Origin of the sequence: Candidatus Chlorobium masyuteum, from assembly GCF_011601315.1 — a bacterium.
GTDB classification, from domain to species: domain Bacteria; phylum Bacteroidota; class Chlorobiia; order Chlorobiales; family Chlorobiaceae; genus Chlorobium; species Chlorobium masyuteum.
The window spans coordinates 262293-284349 of the sequence record NZ_JAAORA010000003.1; the positions used below are offsets into that span (position 1 = coordinate 262293).

The window sequence follows — 22057 nt, forward strand, 5'->3', positions numbered from 1 at the left end:
TTCAAGCCTTACGCTATAGTCGAGAAATGTTTTTAAAGATAAAAGATAAACAAAGAAACAGGGAGAATAATTTTTGACCGATAAATATTTTTTCTCCACTGCGAGCAGCCGTTTCCACTCTATCACGCCCTTGCGTTCAACCCTCTTCCCTCTTTTCACTCTTTTGCCGCAGCTCTTCGCATGCTGCTTATCCGATCGATGAAATCAGCCTCTTTCCTGAACAGCTCTCTGTTGATGTGCAGGGTATCCGAAAACTCCAGATTGATGTCAGTTATGGTGGTGTAGGCCGGCCAATCGAGAAGGCCCGGACCATTGGGATTACCGGTTGCAGCAAAGTTGACCCAGTAAGCCATCATCTTTTCGGAAAGCCTCCTGTCCGTCTGATTGTAACCCCCGGATTCGGCCATATTTCCGAAGACATAAGCCAGTTCAACACCATGATGCACTCCCAGTTTTCGCGCAAGCACCGTGTCGGGAAGGCGGGTGAACTGGTAGAGATATGCCCTGGATTTTTTTTGTTCCATGGATCGTACCATGAGCCTTGCCGGTTGTGAATTTGCTGCTACCGTCAGGATTTTATCAATAGCCGGGGCAACATCTCCGGCTGTTGGCGCAGGGAAGAGCTCAAAGGCTTTCGCGGAATTATCGCCAAACCTTGATTGCAGGAATGATCCATATCGCTCAACTGATAAATCTTTTTCATCGGCGAGATAAATATTGCCTTCATTGAGCGTACTGCCGGTGATAAGCGGCACATCATGCTGCTTTCCTCCCCGGTATGCTGCCAGCGGATCTTCGGGAAGCACCCGGCCATCAAATACCGGTGCAAAAAAAAGCCCATCGGCAAATATGCTTGTCGTGCAATCGGCTGCCTTCACTATCTCCTCTGCTGACCTGGTGCGCATGGCTGCCACTACATCCCGAGCACTGTCGCAGCCAAGTTTTGAGGCCAGTTGCCGGCCCATTTTCGACACATTAGCCATGTCACCGTTAAAGGCCGGAGAGAGATACTCAGAACCGATAATCGGCCCGCCGCTTTCAGCTATAGCCCGATGAAAAAGCCCTGCTGACAACGGAGTGATCAACAGCAGCGAAACCGATCGGGATCCGGCGGATTGGCCGAAAAGGGTTACCCTCCCTGGATCCCCTCCGAATGCAGCGATATTGCGATGTATCCATTTCAGGGCAGCGATCTGGTCGAGCAAGCCATAGTTGCCCGAGGTGCCATGGGGGGATTCCTTTGAGAGCATCGGATGGACAAGAAACCCCAGCGGCCCGAGACGGTAATTGATGGTCACGACCACCACCCCTTTTCGGGCAAGATTCCTGCCGTTATACTCCGGCAGTGATGCGGAACCAAAATTAAAGGCTCCGCCATGAATCCAGACCATAACCGGCAGTTTCTCATCAGGTTTTTTTGCCGTGGTCCAGATATTCAGGTAGAGGCAGTCCTCGCTGAATGAGCCATTGTCCTTCTGATTTGGCTGCGGGCAGGAGGGGCCGAACCCCTTACAGTTTCTCACCTGCGTCCACGAAGCAACCTCCTCCGGAGGCTTCCATCTCAAGGGACCAACCGGGGGCGCCGCATAGGGAATCCCCAGGAAGATACGCACGTCGCCGTCTGCTCTTCCGCATATCGGTCCGCTATGCAGCTGAATAACATTACGGATTATTCCGCCGGCGCTCACCGGAAGCGGCAACGCGGTGTGCAGCAGCAGAACTGCCAGCAGTTTACGAAAAGCCATACTTCCTATCCTTCCTGAATCTCCTCCTCATATCCGGATTTGAAAAGCACTGTGCCACACAGGGTAGTCTCTTCAAGCAAGCAGATACGGTATTTTACCTCCCCGTATCCTTGAAAACCTCATCCAGCCAGTCGAACAGGATCTCCCCCATCAGACTGCGGTTCTCGCCAATGCAGTGGCTGGAAGCACCGTCCTCAAAACCTGTAACAATCAGCTTTGAATTGGAATTGGGCAATTTAGCCATGCATTCCAGCTGCTGGCGCTGGACCTCCTTGCTGGCATACTCGCCCGCCCCTACCAGCAAGAGGGTGGGAACCGTAACCTTTGCCGGATCAAAAGTAAAGCCCTTGTTGGCCGCAACCAGACCGGGAATATTGTCCATCTTCACACCCCAGCGAAAAGCCACCAGTTTGACCACATTACGATGGAAGCTGGCAAAACCCTCCAGCACCCCGGGAGTCGTGGTAGCCACCGGCATGGTGCTGAACAGCCTTTCGGCATCAACCACTGCCGCCGTGACTGCTACAGCCTTGATACGGGAATCATGCATGGCAGTCTGAGGCACAAAACCGCCGCCGCCACTGATACCATAGGCCGCAAACCGCAAGGGATCAACCTCCGTGCGCTTGAGCACATAGTCAATGACTGCTGAGATGGGAATGTTCATGGCTGGCCGGAAATACTTGCCTTTCCAGGGGAGCAACCCCTGGCCCGGGAGATCTACAGCGACGAAGTTGTATCCCCGCTCAAAGGTCTGGGGGGCAATGTGGAACCATAGATCTTCGGCAAACGTCTCCCCTCCGCCGACCATGAAGAGCGTCGGACGAGGTTTCCCGCTCTTGTCAGCCTTGCGGAAATAGCCGGGCAAAACCACCCCCTCGAAGGGCACTTCGAAATACTCCAATGGCGGATCCATCAACTCACCGGCCTTGCGGAGCAGCGTGCGGCTGCGGCCGGCAACCTCGTTGAGGCGGGGATCATCGGGCAGCATGGAGATGATGCCCGCACGGTAGTAATAGGAAGCCCGCTGCATCTGCCGGGCTGCACTGACCTTGTGGCCTTTGTTCAGGCTCTTTTCCGCTCTTGCCGCAAGCCGGTCAGCCATCCTGATCCACTCCGCCTGCCAACTGGCCGCCTCCCCGTCCTTGATCTGACTTGCGGTGTAGTAGGCCTCGCCGATCTCCATGCCATGGTTGCTCGTGTTGCCGAGCAGGAAGCCGAAGGTCCAGTCCATGTCATTATCCTTGAAATGGTAGCGCACCGTCGGGTCATGAGCATCGAAGTCGCTCTTCTTCTCTCCGGGGTTTACGGCCTCTGTGCCGGAGCTTTTCTTCTTTTCAGTTGCCTGGGATGCACGGCTGCCGCCTGTTGTCAGAACAACAGAGCAGAGCACCATAATCACAACCCTCAAGACTCTTCCGTACATTTCACCCTCCTTCTTTAGGTACATGAACCTTGCATATATAGCCACACCACAAGATATATTTCCGGGTTACTGCAGGGCAGTTACTCCCCGATTAAGGGGCAGCCGAAGGCGGTCTGCGATCCACCGTAAAGATATAACAATATCAGCACTGGTTTAAGCAAAAGAGCATATATTCCGCATGAAGCATCACAGGCATGCGTTCTGTGAAATCCATACAGCGTAACCGTAAGCGTTTACACCCTCTGCCTTAACATGAAACGGAGACCATGACCACCGCTCTTCCCAACATTATTGATCTGAGCTTCCCGGAGCTTCAGCATGCCATTGCATCGCTTGATGAACCCTCATTCAGGGCAGCACAGATTCATCAGTGGCTTTTCAGTCATCAGGCAAAGCGTTTTGAGGAGATGACAACACTCAGCCGGACACTTCGCCAAAAGCTTGCAGAAACCTTCTCTATCAGCCATCTTCAGCTTGTAGATCACCTTGAGAGTACCGAAGAGAGCGGGGATAACCTCACAGAAAAAATCCTGCTGAAACTGCCGGATCATGAATTGATTGAAACCGTCCTCATTCCTGCCGAAAACAGATTGACCGCTTGCCTCTCCTCGCAGGCAGGGTGTGCGTTTCAGTGCACATTCTGTGCAACAGCAAAAATGGGACTGCATCGAAATCTTACACCCGGAGAGATTGCCGGACAGGTTTATGCTCTCAATGCCATAGTTTCCGGGAAAAATCCCGACAAAAAAATCACCAATATTGTTTTTATGGGTATGGGAGAGCCGCTCATGAACTACGACAATATTCTGGAATCGATAGAAACCCTGACAACAAAAAACTACAGCTTCACGCTATCCCAGAAAAAAATAACCATTTCAACCGTGGGTGTTATTCCGCAAATACGGAAACTGGCCGCTTCAGGATTGAAAACCAAGCTCGCCGTCTCCCTTCATGCTGCCGAACAGCAGAAACGGGAGTCACTCATGCCGGTCGCAGCAAAGCTCTATCCGCTTAATGAGCTCGGTAAAGCACTTGCCGGCTATAGCTCGGCAACCGCCATGCCCGTCACGATTGTCTATATGCTGCTGAAAGGGATCAACGACTCGCTTGAAGACGCAAAGCTGCTGGCACGGTTTGCTCACGGCTTTTTATGCAAAATAAATTTGATTGATTACAATTCTATCATTAATATCAGGTTCAAGCCTGTAAACAGCTCCTCCAGAGAGGTGTTCCAGCAATACCTCATTGATTCAGGCCTGCATGTCACGGTCAGAAAAAGCTACGGTACGACAATTAATGCGGCATGCGGTCAACTGGCAACAACCGGCATGGCAGAATCGCAATAATCTATAATCGCCTTAAATACCATGGATTTGATCGATTTAATTCCTTTCCAGAATGAGTTCAACAAAACGTATCACGGCTTAACCAGCAATGCAACACACACGTCGGAAAAGCCGGTATTTCATGAACTGAAAGTCAGACGATACGACAAACCTGTTGACGAAGTCAGAGATTTTATTTCCGGCAAAATTGATCACTGGGTTGGCTGGGAACTGAAAAGTGAAAAAACAGCTGTCGGCGGCACGACCACCATCCGGGGGGAAGTGACCTCCGTGCTTCTTTTCGGCATGAAAATCGATGTAACATTCGGTCTGTTTGAGGAGACCGATATCAATGGCCGGCCGATAACCACGGTCAATGCAAAAGCAGAAACCCGCATTGAATCGAGAGGTGATCTGGGCGAGAGCCGCAGGATTATCCGAATGATGCTTGGAGCACTTGATTTTGAGTTCCGCAATCAGCAGATAAAGGATGAGGACTATCACTATCGCTCGGTCGATGTAAACGGACCATCAGCATCATTCCAGCAGATATTTGATAACGCCCGCCTTCAGCATCAAAAAAAGCCGGAAGGGAGCCCTAAAGCAACCGCTATCGAATTCAAGAAAAGAGCACCGGTTCAAACCATACAGCTTAACAAGCCAGCCGAAAAAAATGGTGACACCTCTCATTCGGCAGGCAGTGCAGCAGAGAACGGCTCTTCTTCAGCTCAATCTGAAACCCCGGCATCAGCAAGCAAGGCAGTAGCCTCTCGGCCAAAAGTGACGATCATTACTACCAAAAAAAACATATAAACACGGTTTGATGATAATAATTCTACTCGGAGCACCAGGTGCGGGAAAAGGCACGCAGTCAAACTTTATCTCCAAATCTCTGGGTATACCACAGATTTCAACCGGGGATATGCTGCGCGCTGCGGTAAAAGCGGGAACACCTCTCGGTATCCAGGCAAAAAAAATCATGGATGCAGGACAGCTTGTTTCCGATGAGATCATTATCGGACTGGTCAAAGACCGGCTGAAAGAGGCTGACTGTGCCAATGGCTGCCTTTTTGACGGCTTTCCCCGTACCATCGCACAGGCAGAAGCACTGAGAAGTGACGGGATCAAAATCGACCATGTCGTCGAAATCAATGTTGAAGACCGTGATATTATCGAAAGGATGAGCGGACGCCGCGTACATCCGGCTTCAGGAAGAACCTACCACATACAGTTCAATCCGCCGAAAACAGATGGAATTGATGATGAAACCGGAGATCCACTGGTGCAGAGGGCGGATGATGAGGAAGAGACGGTTAAAAAACGCCTTGAAATTTATCATGAACTGACCTCGCCGCTGATCAATTACTATCTGAACCTCTCTTCACAGAACTGCACCGCAAAGGGGCCGAAATATAACAGGATCAAGGGAACCGGAAAAGTGGAAGAGATTCGCGACAGGATTCTCGAAGCGATCAATGGCTGAGCATTCCCGAAAGAGTATTCCGATAAAAAAAAAGTCAGTGCCCGGCACTGACTTTTTTCATTAACCGCCATGCAAGCACTGATCGTCGCAGAAAAACTGTTCAGGGGAGAACCATTTACCGTAATGGTACCCGCCTCAATGGAGCAGGAGATCCAGGCCGGATGCATGGTGCTTCTTGCCCGAAAAAAAGGAGCAGAGTCCATCTCAATCGGTTACATCATCGAGCTTGCCGAAGATAATCCGGCTGAACCCTCCGAAACAGAGATCATCGATCTGCTCTATGATGGCGAACCGCTCCTTGGTGAAGATCTCCTGAAACTGACCGGGTGGATGGCTGATTACTACCTCTCCCGCAGAATTGACACCATCAGTGCCGCGCTGCCGGCTGCTGTGCGGACCACGATTCATGACATGGTGGAACTCACCGACTTTTCCCTTCAGGCTGAAAACAGGCGGGTCATCAACACAACGTTGCGGCGCTCAATCATGCAACTGATGATCAGGGAAAAACGGTTGACTATTCTTCAGCTTCAGCGGCGGCTCGGCAAAAAACAGCTCTACCGGACCCTCTCGGAGCTTGAACGCGGCGGACATCTGAGACTCACCAAAAAGTTCACCTCCACACAACCGAAACGGCAAACAGCTTACCGCCTGAGCGAAACCATACCGGAAGGCGCTGAAGAGAGCCTTCCTGGAGCGCCGAAACAGCTTGAGGCGTTCCTTGCGCTCTCATCGATTACCGACCCCTGTGTACCGGCAGAGACAATAGGCAGCTCAAGGGAGATTCTCAATGCTCTGGTAAAAAAAGGATTGGTTGAAAAGGTTCAGATTGAGGTGAAAAGTAATTTTTCGAGCGGATTTGCTGAAGAGCCTCAATCAGTCAAAAATCCGACAGCCGAACAAAAACATGCACTTGAAGCGCTGCAATCTGCCCTGAACAATAAACGGTATGCCACCTTCCTTCTGCATGGTGTGACAGGAAGCGGAAAAACCCTTGTCTATATCGAGTTCCTGAAAAGTGTCCTTGCCGCAGGCAAAACCGCCATTGTTCTTGTGCCGGAAATATCGCTCACGCCACAGACCGCCGGACGATTCCATCAGCACTTCCATGATGATATCACGATACTGCACAGCGGGATGAGTAATCAGGAAAAATATGACGCATGGCACAACCTCAGGCAGGGAAAAACCAAAATAGCACTCGGGGCGCGTTCAACCATTTTTGCTCCACTTAAAAACCTCGGAGCCATCATTGTAGATGAAGAGCATGACGGTGCCTACAAACAGGATCGAACCCCCCGTTATCAAGCCAGGGATACGGCAATCATGAGAGCCCTCTTCAGCAAAGCAATCTGTGTACTCGGTTCGGCAACCCCCTCTTTTGAATCATACCATAATGCCCGAAACGGCAAATACAGCCTGATCAATCTCAGGGAGCGTGTTGATGGCGCAGCAATGCCTCTCATCAAGCTTGTCTGGATGAAAGAGAGTCCGAAAGCCTCATCATCAATATCAGAGCTGCTCTTCCGCCAGATAGAGCTTCGCCTCGAAAAAAACGAGCAGGTTATCCTTCTGCAGAACAGGAGGGGGTTTGCAGGCAGCATCTTCTGCCTCTCCTGCGGTCACACCCCCCTTTGCCGGTTTTGCAACATCCCGATGGTCTACCATGCAGCCGAGAATCATCTCCGCTGCCACTACTGCGGTCATCGCGTAAAATTCAGGGCGTCATGCGAAAAGTGCCAGTCAACCGACCTGTTTTTCAAAAGCAGCGGAACCGAGCGCATTGAGGAGGAGCTGAAAAAGCTCTTCCCGGAAGAAAAAATCCTCAGAATGGATGTTGATACAACAACAAGAAAAGGCTCTCATGGACGGATACTCAAAGAGTTTCATGATCAAAAAGCCCGCATCCTGCTCGGGACACAAATGGTTGCCAAGGGACTCGACTTCCCCGCCGTAACGCTCGTCGGAGTGCTTATGGCTGATATCGGACTTAATATTCCGGATTTCAGAGCATCTGAACGGACATTCTCACTGCTCACACAGGTTGCCGGTCGGGCCGGCCGCTCCACCACGCCCGGAGAGGTCTATCTCCAGGTCTACAACAAGGAGAGTGACGTATTCACCGCCCTCCTGCAGGGCAGTTATGAAAAGTTTTTCGAACAGGAGAGTGCAACAAGAGCGGCACTCCGCTACCCCCCGCTGTCACGACTCATAAAATTCGAGTGCAGTGCAACCGATGAAAAGGAGGCGCAATCGGCTGCACTTTATTGCAAGGAAACCCTGACAGCCCATCTCCCGATCGAGAGCGGTACCGTTCTCGGACCAGCCCCCGCTGGAATCGCGAAAATAAAAGGACGATTTCGATACCACGTACTGGTAAAGCTGTTCGAGGCAAAACTCTCGGCGGCGTTCGTCAGAGAGATGAGTGACCATATCATCTCCCGCTTTCGCAGTGCGGCACTCTCTTTTATTGTTGATGTCGATCCGCAGAACCTCATGTAGCGGTTTACGAAAAAAAAGTCCCCTTCTCCTTTCGTACCCGTTAAAGTAAAATATATTTATATTCAGCACAGTCAACAGCAAGGATCAACGAAACTCATAGCATCTGCTCATGAAGAGGTTTGAGTGGAAAAGGGATTATTTCAAACACTATCCGCTTAAAACTGCGGGGGTTATTCTTTTTCTTTCCGGCCGGTATCTCTTCGCCCTCTTCTTTCTTTACGGATTCTGGCACAAACTTGTGAAAGGATGGCTCTGGAGCGACCTCATGCAGTTCTATTTTCTCAAAAGGCTTGCCGAACTGCCGGCTGAATCGTTCCAGGCACTCTACCTTCAGCAGTTTGCCATTCCGCTGGCATTTCCGATTGCATGGATTGTTACCGTTGGAGAGCTGATCATCGGTATCGGGCTCATATTCGGCATTGCCGTCAGAGCCAATGCGGCGTTTGCACTCTTTCTGGTAGTGAATTTTGCTGCCGGTGGTTATTACAACCTTACCCTTCCGCCATTCATGCTCTATGCACTCCTTATGATAATCTCTCCTTCAGGCCATTGGCTGGGACTTGACAGGATTCTGCACAATAAATACCCTGCTGCAATCTGGTTTAAATAAAGCACCATGACCAATACCCCGAAACTTCGACGACTCTGCCACCGCCGGAATTCACCCCTTCTTCTCCTTGCACTTTCAGCGCTCTTCTCGTTCATGCCGGTATCAACCATAGCAGCAGAACGCAGCGAATCACCGGTTGAACTGGCTGACAAGGCATTCTGGAACATGAACTATCCGACTGCCGATTCAATCTACACTGCTGAACTGCACCGTAACCCGAGAAATGCCGATCTCTACTGGAAACTCGCAAGGCTGCATGTAAGCCTTGGTGAATCGGTCGATCGCAATAAAAAGGATGAACGGCTGCGCTACTACCGTAAAGCCCTGGAGTATGCAAAAACCTGTATCGCCATCGACAGCACCATCGCAAAAGGGCACTCCTGGTATGCCGCTGCACTGGGAATCATGGCGGACAAAGCAGGCTCAAATGAAAAACTGAACCGGGCAAAAGAGATAAAAAGGGCGATTGACAGTGCCCTGCGATTAAACCCCAATGATGAGACGGCGCTCTCGATTCTCGGATCCTATTATCGTGAAGCGGCTAAAATCAGTTGGTTTAAAAGGATGGTGGGCAATGCCTTCATCGGCGAGATGCCGAAAGGCAATTATGATCTCGCAGAAAAAGCGTTCAGGAAAGCGATCAGCATTGACTCAAGAATTATCCGCAACTATCATGAACTTGCCCTGATCGAGCTTGATCAAAACAACAGGGCTGAAGCTCTGAGACTCATGAAAACTGCGCTCAACAAACCGGTGATCATGCCAAGTGACCGGAGGCGAATCGAGGAGATGCGCGTGCTGCTGAAAAAATATTCCGAAGAGTGAGAGAGGGAGTCTCACCTCCCTCATAAGAGCAGCTCAGTCCCCGTTTACCGCTACGGTTATTCTCTTCTTCCTGGGGGTAATGCCAAGCAGAGAGCGGACGCCAAGGTGGTAGCTGTTCGCCCCGAACCCGCTGATTACTCCCATGCAAACTTCCGAAATCACCGATGAACGGCGGAACTCCTCACGAGCGAAGATATTGGAGAGATGAACCTCAACAACAGGAAGGCCGACCGCACTGATAGCATCACGCAATGCTATTGAGTAGTGTGTAAAGGCTCCTGCATTAAGTATGACCCCGATAAAGCCGCCCCGATCCTCGCACTCAAAGAGTTTTTCAAGCAGCTGCCCCTCCTCCTCGGACTGGAAAAAATCAAAGCGAATGTCAGGAAAGCTTTCAGCAACACCGCGATTGATATCGTCGAGTGTCTGATGGCCGTAAATTTCCGGTTCGCGTTTGCCGAGTCGTGAAAGATTCGGACCGTTAAGCACAAGGATGGAATTCCCGCTCATGGTTATGGCTTCTGGAGGCCCCTGCAGAGAGGCAGGAGCCGGCTGTTAAAAAAAACGATGGTTAGAGTATGTATTGACTGAGGTCCCTGTCGGCGACAACATGGTTCAGTTTTTCCTTGACCATTGCTTCATCAATCTCAATCTTTTCATCGGATACATTTTCCGGAATGTTGAACATCAGCTCCTCAAGAAGATTGGTCAGAATGGTATGAAGACGCCTTGCTCCGATATTCTCGACACTCTCATTGACTTTTGCCGCAATTCTGGCAATTTCACGGATTGCACCCTCACTGAAGCTCAACTCCACCCCTTCAGTGGCAAGAAGAGCGGTATACTGCTTGATAAGTGCATTTTTCGGCTGGGTAAGAATAAGGAAAAAGTCCTCCTCTGTGAGGCTTTTCAACTCCACCCTGATCGGGAAACGCCCCTGAAGCTCTGGGATAAGATCGGAAGGCTTGGCTACATGAAAGGCTCCGGAAGCAATAAAGAGCACATGGTCGGTCTTGACCATACCATGCTTTGTTGCAACATTTGAACCCTCGACAATCGGCAACAGATCGCGCTGAACACCCTCCCTGCTGACATCCGGCCCCTTGCCGCCTGCACCGGTGGATGGCGCTGCGATTTTATCAATTTCATCGATAAAGACAATTCCTGACTGCTCTACCTTGTTGATGGCCTCCTTGACGACACTCTCCATATCAATAAGCTTCTGCACCTCCTCCTGTTCGAGCAGTTTACGGGCTTCGGCTATCGAGACGCGTCTCTTTTTTCGCTTGCGAGGCAGCCCGCTCATAAGGTCCTGCATCATGCCGCCGATCTCCTCCATCTGGCCGAGAGGGCCGAAAATCTGCATCATACCGCCACCCGAAGAGTCACTGGAGATATCCATCTCGATCTGGCGATCCTCAAGTTTGCCGCTGCGCAGCCTCTCCAGCATTTTCCGGCGGCTGCGGCGGTTTGCCTCCACTGACGGATCACCCTCTTCCGTGGAGAGAGAGAGCAGAGCCTCCCCTTCCGTGTCAGCGTCATCATCAAGTGAGTCCTGTGATTGCGCTACAGGAGGAAGAAGAATATCGAGCAGACGCTCTTCAACAAGCAGTGCTGCCTTTTCACGAACCTCTTCAGACTTCTCGCTTCTGACCATAGCCACACTCTGATCAACAAGATCACGAATCATCGACTCGACGTCACGCCCGACATAACCAACTTCAGTAAACTTCGACGCCTCAACCTTGACGAACGGCGCTTTGGCAAGTTTGGCGAGGCGGCGTGCAATCTCGGTTTTTCCTACACCGGTAGGCCCGATCATGATAATGTTGTTCGGCATGATCTCATCACGAAGCTCATCACTCACATTCTGACGGCGAAGCCTGTTACGGAGCGCTATGGCCACCGATTTCTTTGCATCCTTCTGGCCGATAATATATTTGTCAAGAAGCGCAACAATCTGGTTCGGGGTCAGATTATGCTCCGCAATAGAACTTTTTCTCCCCCCGTTTCCTTCAGGCAGAGCAAAAACATTCACCTTACTGTTCATAGTCATTTCAATGCAGAAAAAATTGTAATTACCACCCGGAATTTCACACAACAAGGGATCCGGAACACAGGAGAAACAACCGGACAATCATACCTCTTCCACAATAATGTGATCGTTGGTATAGATACAGATATCGGATGCGATCTTCAAACTTTCCTGAACGATATCCCTGGCCGAAAGCGATGAGTGCTTCATGAGCGCACGCGCGGCAGAGAGCGCATACATGCTCCCGCTTCCGATAGCGACAATGCCGTCCTCTGGCTCTATGACATCACCCGTTCCTGAAATGATAAGCGCCTTGTCACTGCTGACAATAGCAAGCATAGCCTCAAGACGGCGGAGATACTTGTCGGTTCTCCACTCTTTGGCAAGCTCCACGGCAGCACGATCAAGCTTTCCGTTATAGGCCTCAAGCTTCTCCTCAAACCGGTCAAGAAGGGTTACCGCATCAGCCGTTGCACCGGCAAACCCTGCTATCAGCTTCCCCTGATACAACCTCCTGATTTTGCGTGTCGAGTGCTTGATGACGGTGTTGCCAAGCGTCATCTGACCATCACTTCCAAGCGCCGCCTTGCCATCTCTCAATACGCCGATCACCGTTGTTGAACGGATGATGGGCTTCTCGTTGTTTTTCATCAATTAAAATATTTTTTTCCTTAATCTGGCCACTGGAATTTGCATTTGTTCACGGTATTTTGCAACCGTTCTTCTCGCAATATGCACCCCTCTTTTCATCAACAACTCCGTCATAGCGTCATCACTCATCGGATTATTGTGATCTTCACTCTCGACCATTTCAGCAATGTATTGCCGGATGATCTTGTTCGACAGATCGTCTCCCTCATCGGTTGAGAGACCTGCGCTGAAAAAGTACTTCAGCTCAAAAACGCCAAACGAGGTCTGTACATACTTGCCGTTAACGGCCCTGCTGATAGTCGATATATCAAGCCCGGTATCCGCTGCAATTATTTTCATACCCAGAGGCACAAGCTGCTCCGGCCCGGAGATAAAAAAAGCATACTGCCGGTGCATGAGCGCTTCAATAACCTTCAGCAGGGTCTGACGCCGGGTCTCAATGGCACTGGTAAACTCTTTGGCTCGATTGAGATTCTGGCGGATAAACTTTTTATCCTCTTTCAGGCTCTGCCTGTTCTTGAGCAAATCCTGATAGCGGTCGGTGATCCTGACAGAGAGCGCACTCCGGTCATTGAGCACCGCGGTCAGCTCTCCATTTTCATAAGTCACCAGAAAATCGGGCGTAATATAATGGCCGCCCTCATCATGAAAAACTCCCGGATGAGGATCAAGAGCGGCAATAGCGGAGATTGCCGACTCTACGCGTTCAGCGGGCTCATCGAGTTTTTTCAGCAGTTTTGCATAACGGCGATGAAGAAAATCATCATAATGGCCGGAGAGGATCCTGCGGGCCATCTCATAGGTAGCCGGTTCATACCGGGTTCTGAAGAATTCAATCTGAACAAGAAGTCTTTCGCGAAGATCCCTGGCGGCAATACCGGGTGGATCAAGAAACTGGATTTTGCGAAGCATCAATTCCAGTTCGCTTTTACGAACCTCTATCCCTTCAAGCTGGAGGCTCTCAATAATAACCTCAAAACCATCGGTAAAATAGCCATCACCATCAAGATTGCCGAGAATCTCAAGCGCAATTTTACCCTCTCTGGGCCCGACATCTTCATGGAGAGCAAGCTGGCGGAGAAGCTGTTCATAAAAACTGTCATGCTGAACCGCCTGAAAAAAACGGTCCTTTGGCGCACTCTCATGGGTAAAATTCAGCCTGCCTTCGGCGGCTTCACCCGGCAGCGGAGGATCATTTCGCTCTTTAAGTGAACTTTTTCTGAACCGCTCCTCGGAGTCAAACATCTCCTCATCATCATGGGTGTCTGGCACGTCAGGCAGGTCACCGGCAATATCCTTTCGTTCTTCAACAAGTTCAAGAAGAGGGTTCTCCTGCAACTCTTCAAAAATCCGCTCTTCAAGGTTCAACAACGGCAGCTGGAGAAGCTGACTGCTTAAAATCTGCTGGGCAGAAAGAAGGGTGGTTTGTTTTTGTTGAAGCCTGATTTCCGGCATTACCTTAAGGAAGATGTATCGACGAATAGTTTCAAACTCCTGACCCAGTCAGATCCGTAGCGTATCTCAAGAGCTTTATACACATAATCAATAAGTTGAATCCGAAGCTCTCCGCCTGCCTTGCGGGCAGAGCGGCACATTGCATGCTGTTCATAGACAAGATAATCCAAACCGAACTTTTTTCTCACCCTTATCGGAAACAATCGGCAGGAGAGTGGTTTATCAAAATCACACAGACCATCGCGAAATGCGATTTCAATGGCGCAAAATGTTATACCGTCACGAACGGAGCTGAAGACGCACTCCCGGTTCTGAATGGTTCTGCTGTAGGGCCGGCCCTGATAGATCTCAACCGAACCATGCCGCCTCAGATACTTCAGGTTTTTTTCCGGAATCATCCTCAACAGCTCTTCCGGTGCGTGGAGAAGTGCCTCTGCCTCCGCATCAGTTAATGGAGCTCCGAGCTCCCCCTCAACACAACATTTTCCTTTACACTCATGAAGATCGCAGGAAAAAAAAGCCTGCAAGAGCTCCCTGTCAACAAGAACATCACCGATTGAAACCAGAGACATAACTATCTATAATTGATTGTATTATATACACATGGATGTAATTTAACTGCAAATTCCTCCTCTTTTTGCACGCATCCCCCGCCACTCTCTGCTTTTCCTGCTTGCGGCTTCGCTGAATTTTTCATAGCTATATGCTTTCACAGGCGGAACAACGCGTTCACCGACAAAAGAACAGACACAACAAAGCCAAACGACCATGCTCATTATTGATGGAAAAAAGGTCTCTCTCGACCTGAAAGAGGAACTGAAAGCCGGAGTTGAAACCTACAGAAAAGCTACCGGCAAGGTACCCGGCTTGACCGTCATTATTGTCGGCCATGATCCTGCCTCGCAGGTTTATGTACGCAATAAAGCCAAAACATGCAAAGAGATCGGCATGTTTTCGACCGTGATTGAAATGCCCTCCGACACAACCCAGGCTGAACTGCTTGAAAAGATTCAGGAGTTGAATCATGATCCGGCGGTACACGGCATTCTGGTTCAGCAGCCTCTGCCGAAACAGATTGACGAATTTGCCGTTACGATCGCCATTGACCCGAAGAAGGATGTTGACGGTTTTCACCCTGAAAACCTCGGCCGCCTTGTCATGGGAGAGCTCGACAAATGTTTTGTAAGCTGTACCCCCTATGGAATCCTTGAACTGCTCGGGCGCTACAATATCGAAACCAGAGGCAAACATTGTGTCGTGGTAGGTCGGAGCAATATTGTCGGAAAACCTATGGCAAATCTCATGCTGCAGAAGCTTGATGCCACAAACTGTACCGTCACGATCTGCCACTCCGCCACAAAAAATATTCCCCACTACACCCTTCAGGCTGATATTCTCATCGCAGCTATCGGCAAAGCAGGATTTATCACAGCTGATATGGTTAAACCGGGCGCAGTGGTCATAGACGTCGGTATCAACCGCATCGAAGACCCTGCGACCAAAAGCGGTTACCGTCTGGTCGGTGATGTTGATTTTGAGGGCGTTTCTGCCATTGCTTCCGCCATGACCCCTGTTCCCGGAGGAGTCGGTCCCATGACCATAGCCATGCTGCTGAAAAATACGCTCCACTCCTTCCAGCGTATCCACGACCTCTGACAATCCATGGCCAGAACAGCAACCAGATACGTCTGCTCAAACTGCGGCGCCGTTTCGCTGAAATATCAGGGGAAATGTTTTGAATGCCAGAGCTGGGGAACCCTCCAGGAGACCCGCCTTGAACCGGCAGAGAAAACCCGTCGGGAGAGCTCCTCCAACGGGTTGCCGGTGCTGCAAAACCTCCATGAAGCCAACGCTTCTGAGTTCCGTCGTACCCTGACCGGTATCGGTGAACTTGACCGGGTGCTCGGCGGAGGACTCATGCAGGCCTCCGCTGTTCTTGTAGGGGGTGAACCGGGCATCGGAAAATCAACCCTCATGCTGCAGCTCGCCCCGCGCCTTGCCCCGGCAAAAGTGCTCTATATCTCCGGCGAAGAGTCACCGAACCAGATTCGTGAACGTGCCGAAAGGCTCTCCATCAGGGCGGATAACCTCTGGCTCATCCCGGAAGTGAACCTTGAGCGGATTCTTGAGATCATTGAGCGGGAAAAACCTGCTCTGGTCATTATCGACTCTATCCAGACCATCTATTCAGGTGAATACCAGAGCTCTGCGGGAACGATAACCCAGATCAGGGAGTGCGCTGCAATGCTGATCCGGGCAGCAAAACAGCAGAATGTCATCCTCATGATTATCGGCCATATCACCAAGGAGGGTGCGCTTGCCGGGCCGAAAGCGCTTGAGCATATGGTTGATACGGTTCTTCAGTTTGAAGGTGAAGGGTACCAGCGTTACCGGATTGTCCGGTCGGTAAAAAACCGGTTCGGCTCAACAAACGAAATCGGCGTCTTCCGCATGGATGAGAGCGGTCTTGAGGAGGTCAGCAACCCCTCCGAGTTCTTTATTTCCGGACGTCGGGCCGATGTGCCCGGAAATGCTGTCCTTGCCGCTATTGAAGGATCAAGGGCCCTTCTTGTTGAGGTGCAGGCCCTTGTGACCAAAAGCAACTACTCCATGCCCCAGCGCATCAGCACAGGGTTTGATTTGAAGCGGATGTCGATTATCCTCGCTGTGCTTGAAAAAAGATTGAGCATCGAAACATGGGGCCAGGATGTCTTTGTTAAAATTGCCGGAGGACTCAAGCTCGCTGAACCGGCGGCAGATCTCGCTATTGCTGCCGCTGTTGCCTCCGGGCTCATGAACCGTCCGGTTGATCCTGCAACGGTATGCTGCGGTGAAATCGGTCTTGCAGGCGAGCTTCGGGCAATCAGCGACAGTGAACGGCGCATCAGGGAGGCCGCTCACCTCGGCTTTAAACGTATCGTGCTGCCCGAAGCAAACACCCGTGAACTGAAACCATCACTCCGGAAACTGCCGATCACCATCTCGGGATGCACCACACTTCATGAGGCGCTCGACAGACTCGACATCTGAAACCTCGAGGGGAGCACCGATACCCCGGGAACGCTGATACCACTGGGAACGCCGGGCTCCAGCCCGGCAATTAAAACCATTTTCTTCCGGGTGTGTCATCCCGAACGAAGAGAGGGATCTGATTTTCAAGAAGAGAGAGATCCCTCCTTTCAATTCGGGATGACATCGGAGGGAATCGGGATGACATCAGGGTGAGCATTATTCCTGCAAATCACAATGATTACATAACAGCCTTGTTTCGTGCATCTATATTGTCAACTCTTGTTACTTTTGTACATTGAACTCCAGACTGACCGGTGAACATTAACAGGGAGATAAACCATGATGAGCATACTGATACAATGGCTGATCAATGCCCTGGCGGTCTACGCTACCGCGCATCTGCTTGAAGGCATTCACATCAAAAGCTTCGGGGCGGCGATTCTTGTAGCCCTTGTTCTCGGCCTTGTCAACGCTCTGTTGAGGCCGGTGCTGGTCTTTTTCTCAATCCCCTTTATCATTCTCACGCTGGGGCTTTTTCTGCTCGTTATCAATGCCCTGCTGCTCCAGCTCTCCGCCTCAATTGTCGGCGGCTTTACCATTGACAGCTTCTGGTGGGCAATTGGCGGATCGGTGGTGATCAGCCTGATCTCCTGGATCCTCAGCTCCCTTTTGAATCTGTGACTGCCCCGGAAAACCATAGTTACCACACAACATTTCAGTTATTACCTATGCAGGGAGAAGTTCAGGCCATTGTCTTGCAGAAAGCCAACAAAATGAAACTCCAGAACGCCCCGTACCTTGCCGATCAGCCCGGTGATGTTCTGATAAAAACCATTGCAAGCACCATAACACCGGGATATGACCGGCTGCTTTTGACCAATAAGCCGGTTACAAGCAGAGTCTTCACCTACCCGATCATGCCCGGCAGCGAGTCCATCGGTCAGGTGATTAATACCGGACCCGGTGTAAGCGACCTTAAACCCGGTGATTTTGTCTATGCCTTCAAGGGTGACCGCTGGAGAGGAATTGAGCCCTACGCCGGTTGTCATGCGGAAATGATTCCCACTTCCCGAAGCAACGTTTTTGCGCTCGGCCGCCAGCCCATTCACCGCGATCTGCTCATCGGCGTTCTCGGCTATGTCATCAGTGCCATTGAAAAAGTAGAGCTCGCCCACTCATCAAGAATACTTCTGCTCGGGCTTGGATCCGTAGGGCTTATGGTTTCCGAGTATCTGAATTTTCTCGGTTTTCACCATTTTGATGCCGTTGAAACCTTCAGTATCAGAGGACAGCTCTCCCATGCCGAAAATATCGCGCTCGATATCAGTGACTTCACCACCGAGTTCAATAACCGCTATGATCTCATTATTGAAACCACCGGCAGGGTACTCCTGATTGAAAAAGCGATGCGTCTGCTGAAACAGCAGGGAAAGATACTCCTGATGGGTAATTATGAGGTCATGGCCTACGATTACCGTCTTATCTGTCATAAGGAACCCGTTATCATCTCTTCCGGCATAACCACATTCAACCAGATATCGTCAGCTGCAGCAGTGCTTGAAGGGGGCAGAATCGAGGCCGAAAAGTTTTTTACCGATGTTTTTCCGGTCTCCCAGTTTGAACTGGCCTACCGCAGGGCGCTTGACAGCAAGGAGTCCGTCAAAACCGTTCTGAGCTGGGTATAACCACTGAATATCACCAGAGACTATGGGTGTGGCAATCCGGTTAAACGGAGTAACAAAAAAGTTCGGCACCTTTGCCGCAAACAAAAACATCTCCCTGGCTGTTGAGGAGGGCACCATTCACGCCCTCGTCGGTGAAAACGGCGCAGGAAAGAGCACCCTGACCAACATCATCTACGGCATCCTGCGTCCCACATCGGGCGAGATTGCCATCAAGGGAAAAGCAGTCAGATTCTCCTCTCCCCGCGAAGCAATTGATGCCGGCATCGGGATGGTTCACCAGCACTTTATGCTGATACCGGAACTGACGGTTGCAGAAAACATCATGCTCGGCAATGAAGAGTGCCGGCTATTCAGTCGCATTCCTCTGAAAAGAATCAGAGCGCGAATCGAGAAAGATGCTGAAGCTTTCGGGCTTGGCATAAACCCTGACGAAAAGGTTGCGCAGCTCAGTGTCGGCCGACAGCAGCGGGTTGAAATTCTCAAACTGCTCTTCCGCAATGCCTCCATCATGATCTTCGATGAACCGACAGCAGTGCTCACACCATCGGAAACAGAACAGTTTTTCACGACACTCCGCTCAATGCGCGACAAGGGGAAAACCATACTGCTCATTACCCATAAGCTCGATGAAGTCCTTGCCGTCGCCGACACCGTAAGCGTAATGCGAAAAGGAGAGCTCATCGGCACCCTCAAGGCTGCCTCGGCAACAAAACCGGAACTGGCAAGAATGATGGTGGGTCGAAGCGTGCTCCTCAAGGTCGATAATCCTCCCTCACAACCTGGTAAAACCCTGCTCTCGCTGAGAAATCTCGGATTCATCACCCCGAATGGTGAAAAAATGCTTGATCATCTCTCGCTTGACCTGTCGGCCGGTGAAATCTACGCTATCGCCGGAGTAGAAGGCAATGGTCAGCGTGAACTGTTGCAGGCACTCCGGGGTCTTGCTCCGGCAGGCAGCACACTCTCCGGCGAAGCAACGCTCAGGGGATGCTCGCTGATTGGAAAAACCCCTCGGGAAATAACCCGCATGGGGGTTTCCCATATTCCCGAAAACCGCCTGGGAGAGGGGATCATTCTTGACTACCCTGTCTCGTCCAACCTGATCTTCGGACGCCATCAGGAGCGCTCTTTTCACAAGGGTGCGGGGTTTGATGATGCAGCAATAAAAAGCCACAACCGGATGATGATAAAGGAGTATGATATCCGGTGCATCTCCCCGGAGCTCCAGCCCATCAGCGCACTCTCGGGAGGCAACCAGCAGAAGGTCGTTGTGGCAAGAGAGTTCAATCGACCAGGAATATCGCTCCTGATACTTGCCCACCCTACACGCGGCGTTGATATCGGAGCTATTGAAATGATCCATAAAAAGATCATAGATGCCCGCCTGCAAGGAGTGGCAATCCTCTTGCTCTCATCCGAACTGGAAGAGATCGTTGCACTTGCAACTCGGGTCGGGTGCCTCTTCAAGGGATCGATCCGCCACGAATTCAGCCGGGATGAAGTCGCATTAAAACGGGCAGATGAGCATGAGTTCATCAAAGAGATCGGCCTTCATATCACCTGATACACCTCCGATTATGAAAAAAAAGACCGGACAGCTTGTCACTCCCGCTCTCGCCATTCTTTCAGCTCTCCTCTTCAGCACCCTCTTTATTTCGTTGAGCGGTCAGGATCCTGTCATGATTTTCAGCAAAATGGTGCGCTCCACGATCGGCTCTTCATACGGCACCGGGCAGGTAGTGTTCAGATTGACAACGCTCATCCTCTCAGGGCTGGCGGTCGCGATTCCATTCAAGTTACGCCTGTTCAACATCGGTGCTGAAGGTCAGCTTCTGATGGGCGCATTTGCTGCGGCTATAACCGGATCACTCATCCCGGAAACACTCTCTCCCGCTCTTGCCATTGCACTCTGTATCCTTTCGGCAATGGCTGCCGGAGGCTGCTGGGGGCTCCTTGCCGGAGTGCTCAAAGTGCAGTTCGGTGTCAATGAGGTCATCGCAACCATTATGCTTAATTTTATCGCCCAGGGCATAACCGGATACCTGCTGACCTGGCATTTCGCACTCCCCTCCACGGTTCATACCGCACCGATACGTGCTGCTGCCGGCATTCCATCAATTGAGAGCCTTACCGGCTGGTTTGCCAACTCACCGGCAAACCTCTCTTTGCTCTTCTCCATTGCGGCTGCACTGCTCTTTCAGATCATCCTTTTCAGAACAAGGTTCGGCTATGAGATGCGTGCTGCCGGTCTTCAGCCGGAAGCCGCCCGGCATGCAGGAATCAATGCCGGCATGCATACACTCATTGCAATGACCACAGGAGGTGCTGTAGCCGGGCTTGGCGCTGCGAATATCATTCTTGGCTACAAACATTACTATGAAAGCGGAATGACCGGAGGGATCGGATTTACCGGCATTGCCGTAGCACTTCTTGCAGGAGCTAACCCTGTATGGATAATCTGCACAGCACTCTTTTTCAGTTCTCTTGAATATGGCGGGCTGACGGTCAATGCCTGGGTACCGAAGGATATCTTCATGATCATCGAGGCCATGACCATTCTGCTTGTCATCTCCTTCAGCGCTCTCGAAAAACAGTTGATGAACAGATAAACAGCAAAGCGTGCCGGATATTTGCACAGAAAAGAGATGGGGAGATAAAAATTTTCTTGCAAACCACCCGGTAACAGGAATATTTTTTATCTTTATTCAATAAAGATGGGATCACGGTGAACCATATAATAAAAGAGACGAAAACAATGGCAAAAAAAATCGTAGAAAAAGAGGGAACAGAGAAAGCTCCGGTTAAAAAACCCGCAGGAGCAAAAAAGGCGCCTTCTGCCACTGCAAAAAAACCCGGAAAAGCAGTAGCGGGCCTTTCACAGGAACAACGCGAGGAGCAGGTACGACTCGCGGCTTACTATCGATGGGAACAAAAAGGAAAACAGCACGGTTCCCATAACGATGACTGGTTCGAAGCTGAAGATTCGCTTACGGACTGAGAAAAACCAATTTGAATGATTGAAGCAAAAAGGCCATTCCTGAAGAGTGGCCTTTTTTATACTGCGAGCACATAACATCTATGCTAAAAAATATTTTCGACTCCCTCTCCCTTCTCTTCGCCGGTATCTGGCTGGTGATCCGCATCATCCTTGAGTACTTCGGCTTCATCAGCGACGGAAATGACCGGACAACCGGCATCAAGGATCTTCGAGATGAGTATAAAAAAGCCAACTACAAATAATACTCCTCTTCCGGCTGTACACAACAAACGGCATCCAGACCCTCCCGGAATACACAACGGTTA

The 22057-nt window shown here is 50.7% G+C and carries 21 protein-coding genes; 14 read left to right on the top strand and 7 right to left on the bottom strand.

What is annotated here, in order from left to right:
• Window positions 1–155: 155 nt before the first annotated feature.
• Together G9409_RS07825 and G9409_RS07830 are read right to left on the bottom strand one after the other, a co-directional pair.
• Window positions 156–1745: a carboxylesterase/lipase family protein gene (locus G9409_RS07825; protein WP_166808232.1), complete on the bottom strand. Its 1590-nt coding sequence runs from the start codon at window positions 1743–1745 to the stop codon at window positions 156–158.
• A gap of 94 nt (window positions 1746–1839) precedes the next feature.
• Window positions 1840–3171, bottom strand: a complete 1332-nt coding sequence (locus G9409_RS07830; RefSeq protein WP_166808233.1) for an alpha/beta hydrolase family protein — start codon at window positions 3169–3171, stop codon at window positions 1840–1842.
• A gap of 266 nt (window positions 3172–3437) precedes the next feature.
• On the opposite strand from G9409_RS07830, the gene rlmN reads away from it, so the two are divergent.
• From rlmN to G9409_RS07860, 6 genes are all read left to right on the top strand, one after another.
• Window positions 3438–4517, top strand: coding sequence for a 23S rRNA (adenine(2503)-C(2))-methyltransferase RlmN (gene rlmN / locus G9409_RS07835; protein WP_166808234.1), 1080 nt, complete (start codon window positions 3438–3440; stop codon window positions 4515–4517).
• Window positions 4518–4538: 21 nt separating this feature from the next.
• Entirely contained in the window at window positions 4539–5309 is a 771-nt protein-coding gene (locus tag G9409_RS07840) for a hypothetical protein (protein WP_166808235.1), read from the top strand.
• A 10-nt stretch (window positions 5310–5319) separates the two neighbouring features.
• A complete protein-coding gene (gene adk, locus G9409_RS07845) occupies window positions 5320–5979 on the top strand; it encodes an adenylate kinase (protein ID WP_166808236.1) in 660 nt (219 codons plus the stop codon).
• 69 nt (window positions 5980–6048) lie between these two features.
• On the top strand, window positions 6049–8481 hold the full coding sequence (gene priA, locus G9409_RS07850) for a replication restart helicase PriA (protein WP_166808237.1): 2433 nt from the start codon (window positions 6049–6051) through the stop codon (window positions 8479–8481).
• 109 nt (window positions 8482–8590) lie between these two features.
• On the top strand, window positions 8591–9091 hold the full coding sequence (locus tag G9409_RS07855; protein ID WP_166808238.1) for a DoxX family membrane protein: 501 nt from the start codon (window positions 8591–8593) through the stop codon (window positions 9089–9091).
• 6 nt (window positions 9092–9097) lie between these two features.
• The gene (locus tag G9409_RS07860; protein WP_166808239.1) at window positions 9098–9916 is read left to right on the top strand and encodes a tetratricopeptide repeat protein; all 819 of its coding nucleotides are present in this window, start codon (window positions 9098–9100) and stop codon (window positions 9914–9916) included.
• A 33-nt stretch (window positions 9917–9949) separates the two neighbouring features.
• Here G9409_RS07860 and aroQ read toward each other — a convergent pair whose 3' ends face one another.
• The 5 genes from aroQ to G9409_RS07885 all read right to left on the bottom strand — a co-directional run bounded on the left by aroQ (window position 9950) and on the right by G9409_RS07885 (window position 14629).
• Entirely contained in the window at window positions 9950–10426 is a 477-nt protein-coding gene (gene aroQ / locus G9409_RS07865; protein WP_166808240.1) for a type II 3-dehydroquinate dehydratase, read from the bottom strand.
• A gap of 61 nt (window positions 10427–10487) precedes the next feature.
• Window positions 10488–11966: an ATP-dependent protease ATPase subunit HslU gene (gene hslU, locus G9409_RS07870; protein WP_407926793.1), complete on the bottom strand. Its 1479-nt coding sequence runs from the start codon at window positions 11964–11966 to the stop codon at window positions 10488–10490.
• Window positions 11967–12053: 87 nt separating this feature from the next.
• On the bottom strand, window positions 12054–12602 hold the full coding sequence (hslV, locus tag G9409_RS07875; protein WP_006365862.1) for an ATP-dependent protease subunit HslV: 549 nt from the start codon (window positions 12600–12602) through the stop codon (window positions 12054–12056).
• 3 nt (window positions 12603–12605) lie between these two features.
• A complete protein-coding gene (gene rpoN, locus G9409_RS07880) occupies window positions 12606–14057 on the bottom strand; it encodes an RNA polymerase factor sigma-54 (RefSeq protein ID WP_166808241.1) in 1452 nt (483 codons plus the stop codon).
• A complete protein-coding gene (locus tag G9409_RS07885) occupies window positions 14057–14629 on the bottom strand; it encodes a DUF3109 family protein (RefSeq protein ID WP_166808242.1) in 573 nt (190 codons plus the stop codon). Before G9409_RS07885 ends, rpoN begins: the two co-directional genes overlap by 1 nt.
• Before the next feature lie 196 nt (window positions 14630–14825).
• Between G9409_RS07885 and folD the strand changes: the two genes are divergently transcribed.
• From folD to G9409_RS07925, 8 genes are all read left to right on the top strand, one after another.
• Window positions 14826–15713 (top strand): bifunctional methylenetetrahydrofolate dehydrogenase/methenyltetrahydrofolate cyclohydrolase FolD, encoded by an 888-nt coding sequence (gene folD, locus G9409_RS07890; protein WP_166808243.1) that lies wholly within the window; start codon window positions 14826–14828, stop codon window positions 15711–15713.
• Between the two features lie 6 nt (window positions 15714–15719).
• A complete protein-coding gene (radA, locus tag G9409_RS07895) occupies window positions 15720–17087 on the top strand; it encodes a DNA repair protein RadA (protein WP_166808244.1) in 1368 nt (455 codons plus the stop codon).
• A 321-nt stretch (window positions 17088–17408) separates the two neighbouring features.
• Window positions 17409–17750, top strand: a complete 342-nt coding sequence (locus G9409_RS07900; RefSeq protein WP_166808245.1) for a phage holin family protein — start codon at window positions 17409–17411, stop codon at window positions 17748–17750.
• Window positions 17751–17797: 47 nt separating this feature from the next.
• On the top strand, window positions 17798–18754 hold the full coding sequence (locus tag G9409_RS07905; protein WP_166808246.1) for an alcohol dehydrogenase catalytic domain-containing protein: 957 nt from the start codon (window positions 17798–17800) through the stop codon (window positions 18752–18754).
• A gap of 22 nt (window positions 18755–18776) precedes the next feature.
• Complete coding sequence (locus tag G9409_RS07910) at window positions 18777–20318, top strand: ABC transporter ATP-binding protein (RefSeq protein WP_166808247.1); 1542 nt, start codon at window positions 18777–18779, stop codon at window positions 20316–20318.
• 13 nt (window positions 20319–20331) lie between these two features.
• Window positions 20332–21363: an ABC transporter permease gene (locus tag G9409_RS07915; protein WP_166808248.1), complete on the top strand. Its 1032-nt coding sequence runs from the start codon at window positions 20332–20334 to the stop codon at window positions 21361–21363.
• Window positions 21364–21509: 146 nt separating this feature from the next.
• On the top strand, window positions 21510–21752 hold the full coding sequence (locus G9409_RS07920) for a DUF2934 domain-containing protein (protein WP_208019684.1): 243 nt from the start codon (window positions 21510–21512) through the stop codon (window positions 21750–21752).
• Between the two features lie 80 nt (window positions 21753–21832).
• Window positions 21833–21994 (top strand): hypothetical protein, encoded by a 162-nt coding sequence (locus G9409_RS07925; protein ID WP_144277108.1) that lies wholly within the window; start codon window positions 21833–21835, stop codon window positions 21992–21994.
• Window positions 21995–22057: the final 63 nt, after the last annotated feature.

Coding starts and splice junctions, on each gene's coding strand:
- G9409_RS07825 (WP_166808232.1), bottom strand. CDS start 1,745: ATGGCTTTTCGTAAACTGCTGGCAGTTCTGCTGCTGCACACCGCGTTG.
- adk (WP_166808236.1), top strand. CDS start 5,320: ATGATAATAATTCTACTCGGAGCACCAGGTGCGGGAAAAGGCACGCAG.
- G9409_RS07925 (WP_144277108.1), top strand. CDS start 21,833: ATGCTAAAAAATATTTTCGACTCCCTCTCCCTTCTCTTCGCCGGTATC.
- G9409_RS07885 (WP_166808242.1), bottom strand. CDS start 14,629: ATGTCTCTGGTTTCAATCGGTGATGTTCTTGTTGACAGGGAGCTCTTG.
- radA (WP_166808244.1), top strand. CDS start 15,720: ATGGCCAGAACAGCAACCAGATACGTCTGCTCAAACTGCGGCGCCGTT.
- G9409_RS07855 (WP_166808238.1), top strand. CDS start 8,591: ATGAAGAGGTTTGAGTGGAAAAGGGATTATTTCAAACACTATCCGCTT.
- G9409_RS07910 (WP_166808247.1), top strand. CDS start 18,777: ATGGGTGTGGCAATCCGGTTAAACGGAGTAACAAAAAAGTTCGGCACC.
- priA (WP_166808237.1), top strand. CDS start 6,049: ATGCAAGCACTGATCGTCGCAGAAAAACTGTTCAGGGGAGAACCATTT.
- rlmN (WP_166808234.1), top strand. CDS start 3,438: ATGACCACCGCTCTTCCCAACATTATTGATCTGAGCTTCCCGGAGCTT.
- G9409_RS07830 (WP_166808233.1), bottom strand. CDS start 3,171: ATGTACGGAAGAGTCTTGAGGGTTGTGATTATGGTGCTCTGCTCTGTT.
- G9409_RS07915 (WP_166808248.1), top strand. CDS start 20,332: ATGAAAAAAAAGACCGGACAGCTTGTCACTCCCGCTCTCGCCATTCTT.
- rpoN (WP_166808241.1), bottom strand. CDS start 14,057: ATGCCGGAAATCAGGCTTCAACAAAAACAAACCACCCTTCTTTCTGCC.
- hslV (WP_006365862.1), bottom strand. CDS start 12,602: ATGAAAAACAACGAGAAGCCCATCATCCGTTCAACAACGGTGATCGGC.
- aroQ (WP_166808240.1), bottom strand. CDS start 10,426: ATGAGCGGGAATTCCATCCTTGTGCTTAACGGTCCGAATCTTTCACGA.
- G9409_RS07900 (WP_166808245.1), top strand. CDS start 17,409: ATGATGAGCATACTGATACAATGGCTGATCAATGCCCTGGCGGTCTAC.
- G9409_RS07920 (WP_208019684.1), top strand. CDS start 21,510: ATGGCAAAAAAAATCGTAGAAAAAGAGGGAACAGAGAAAGCTCCGGTT.
- folD (WP_166808243.1), top strand. CDS start 14,826: ATGCTCATTATTGATGGAAAAAAGGTCTCTCTCGACCTGAAAGAGGAA.
- G9409_RS07860 (WP_166808239.1), top strand. CDS start 9,098: ATGACCAATACCCCGAAACTTCGACGACTCTGCCACCGCCGGAATTCA.
- hslU (WP_407926793.1), bottom strand. CDS start 11,966: ATGAACAGTAAGGTGAATGTTTTTGCTCTGCCTGAAGGAAACGGGGGG.
- G9409_RS07840 (WP_166808235.1), top strand. CDS start 4,539: ATGGATTTGATCGATTTAATTCCTTTCCAGAATGAGTTCAACAAAACG.
- G9409_RS07905 (WP_166808246.1), top strand. CDS start 17,798: ATGCAGGGAGAAGTTCAGGCCATTGTCTTGCAGAAAGCCAACAAAATG.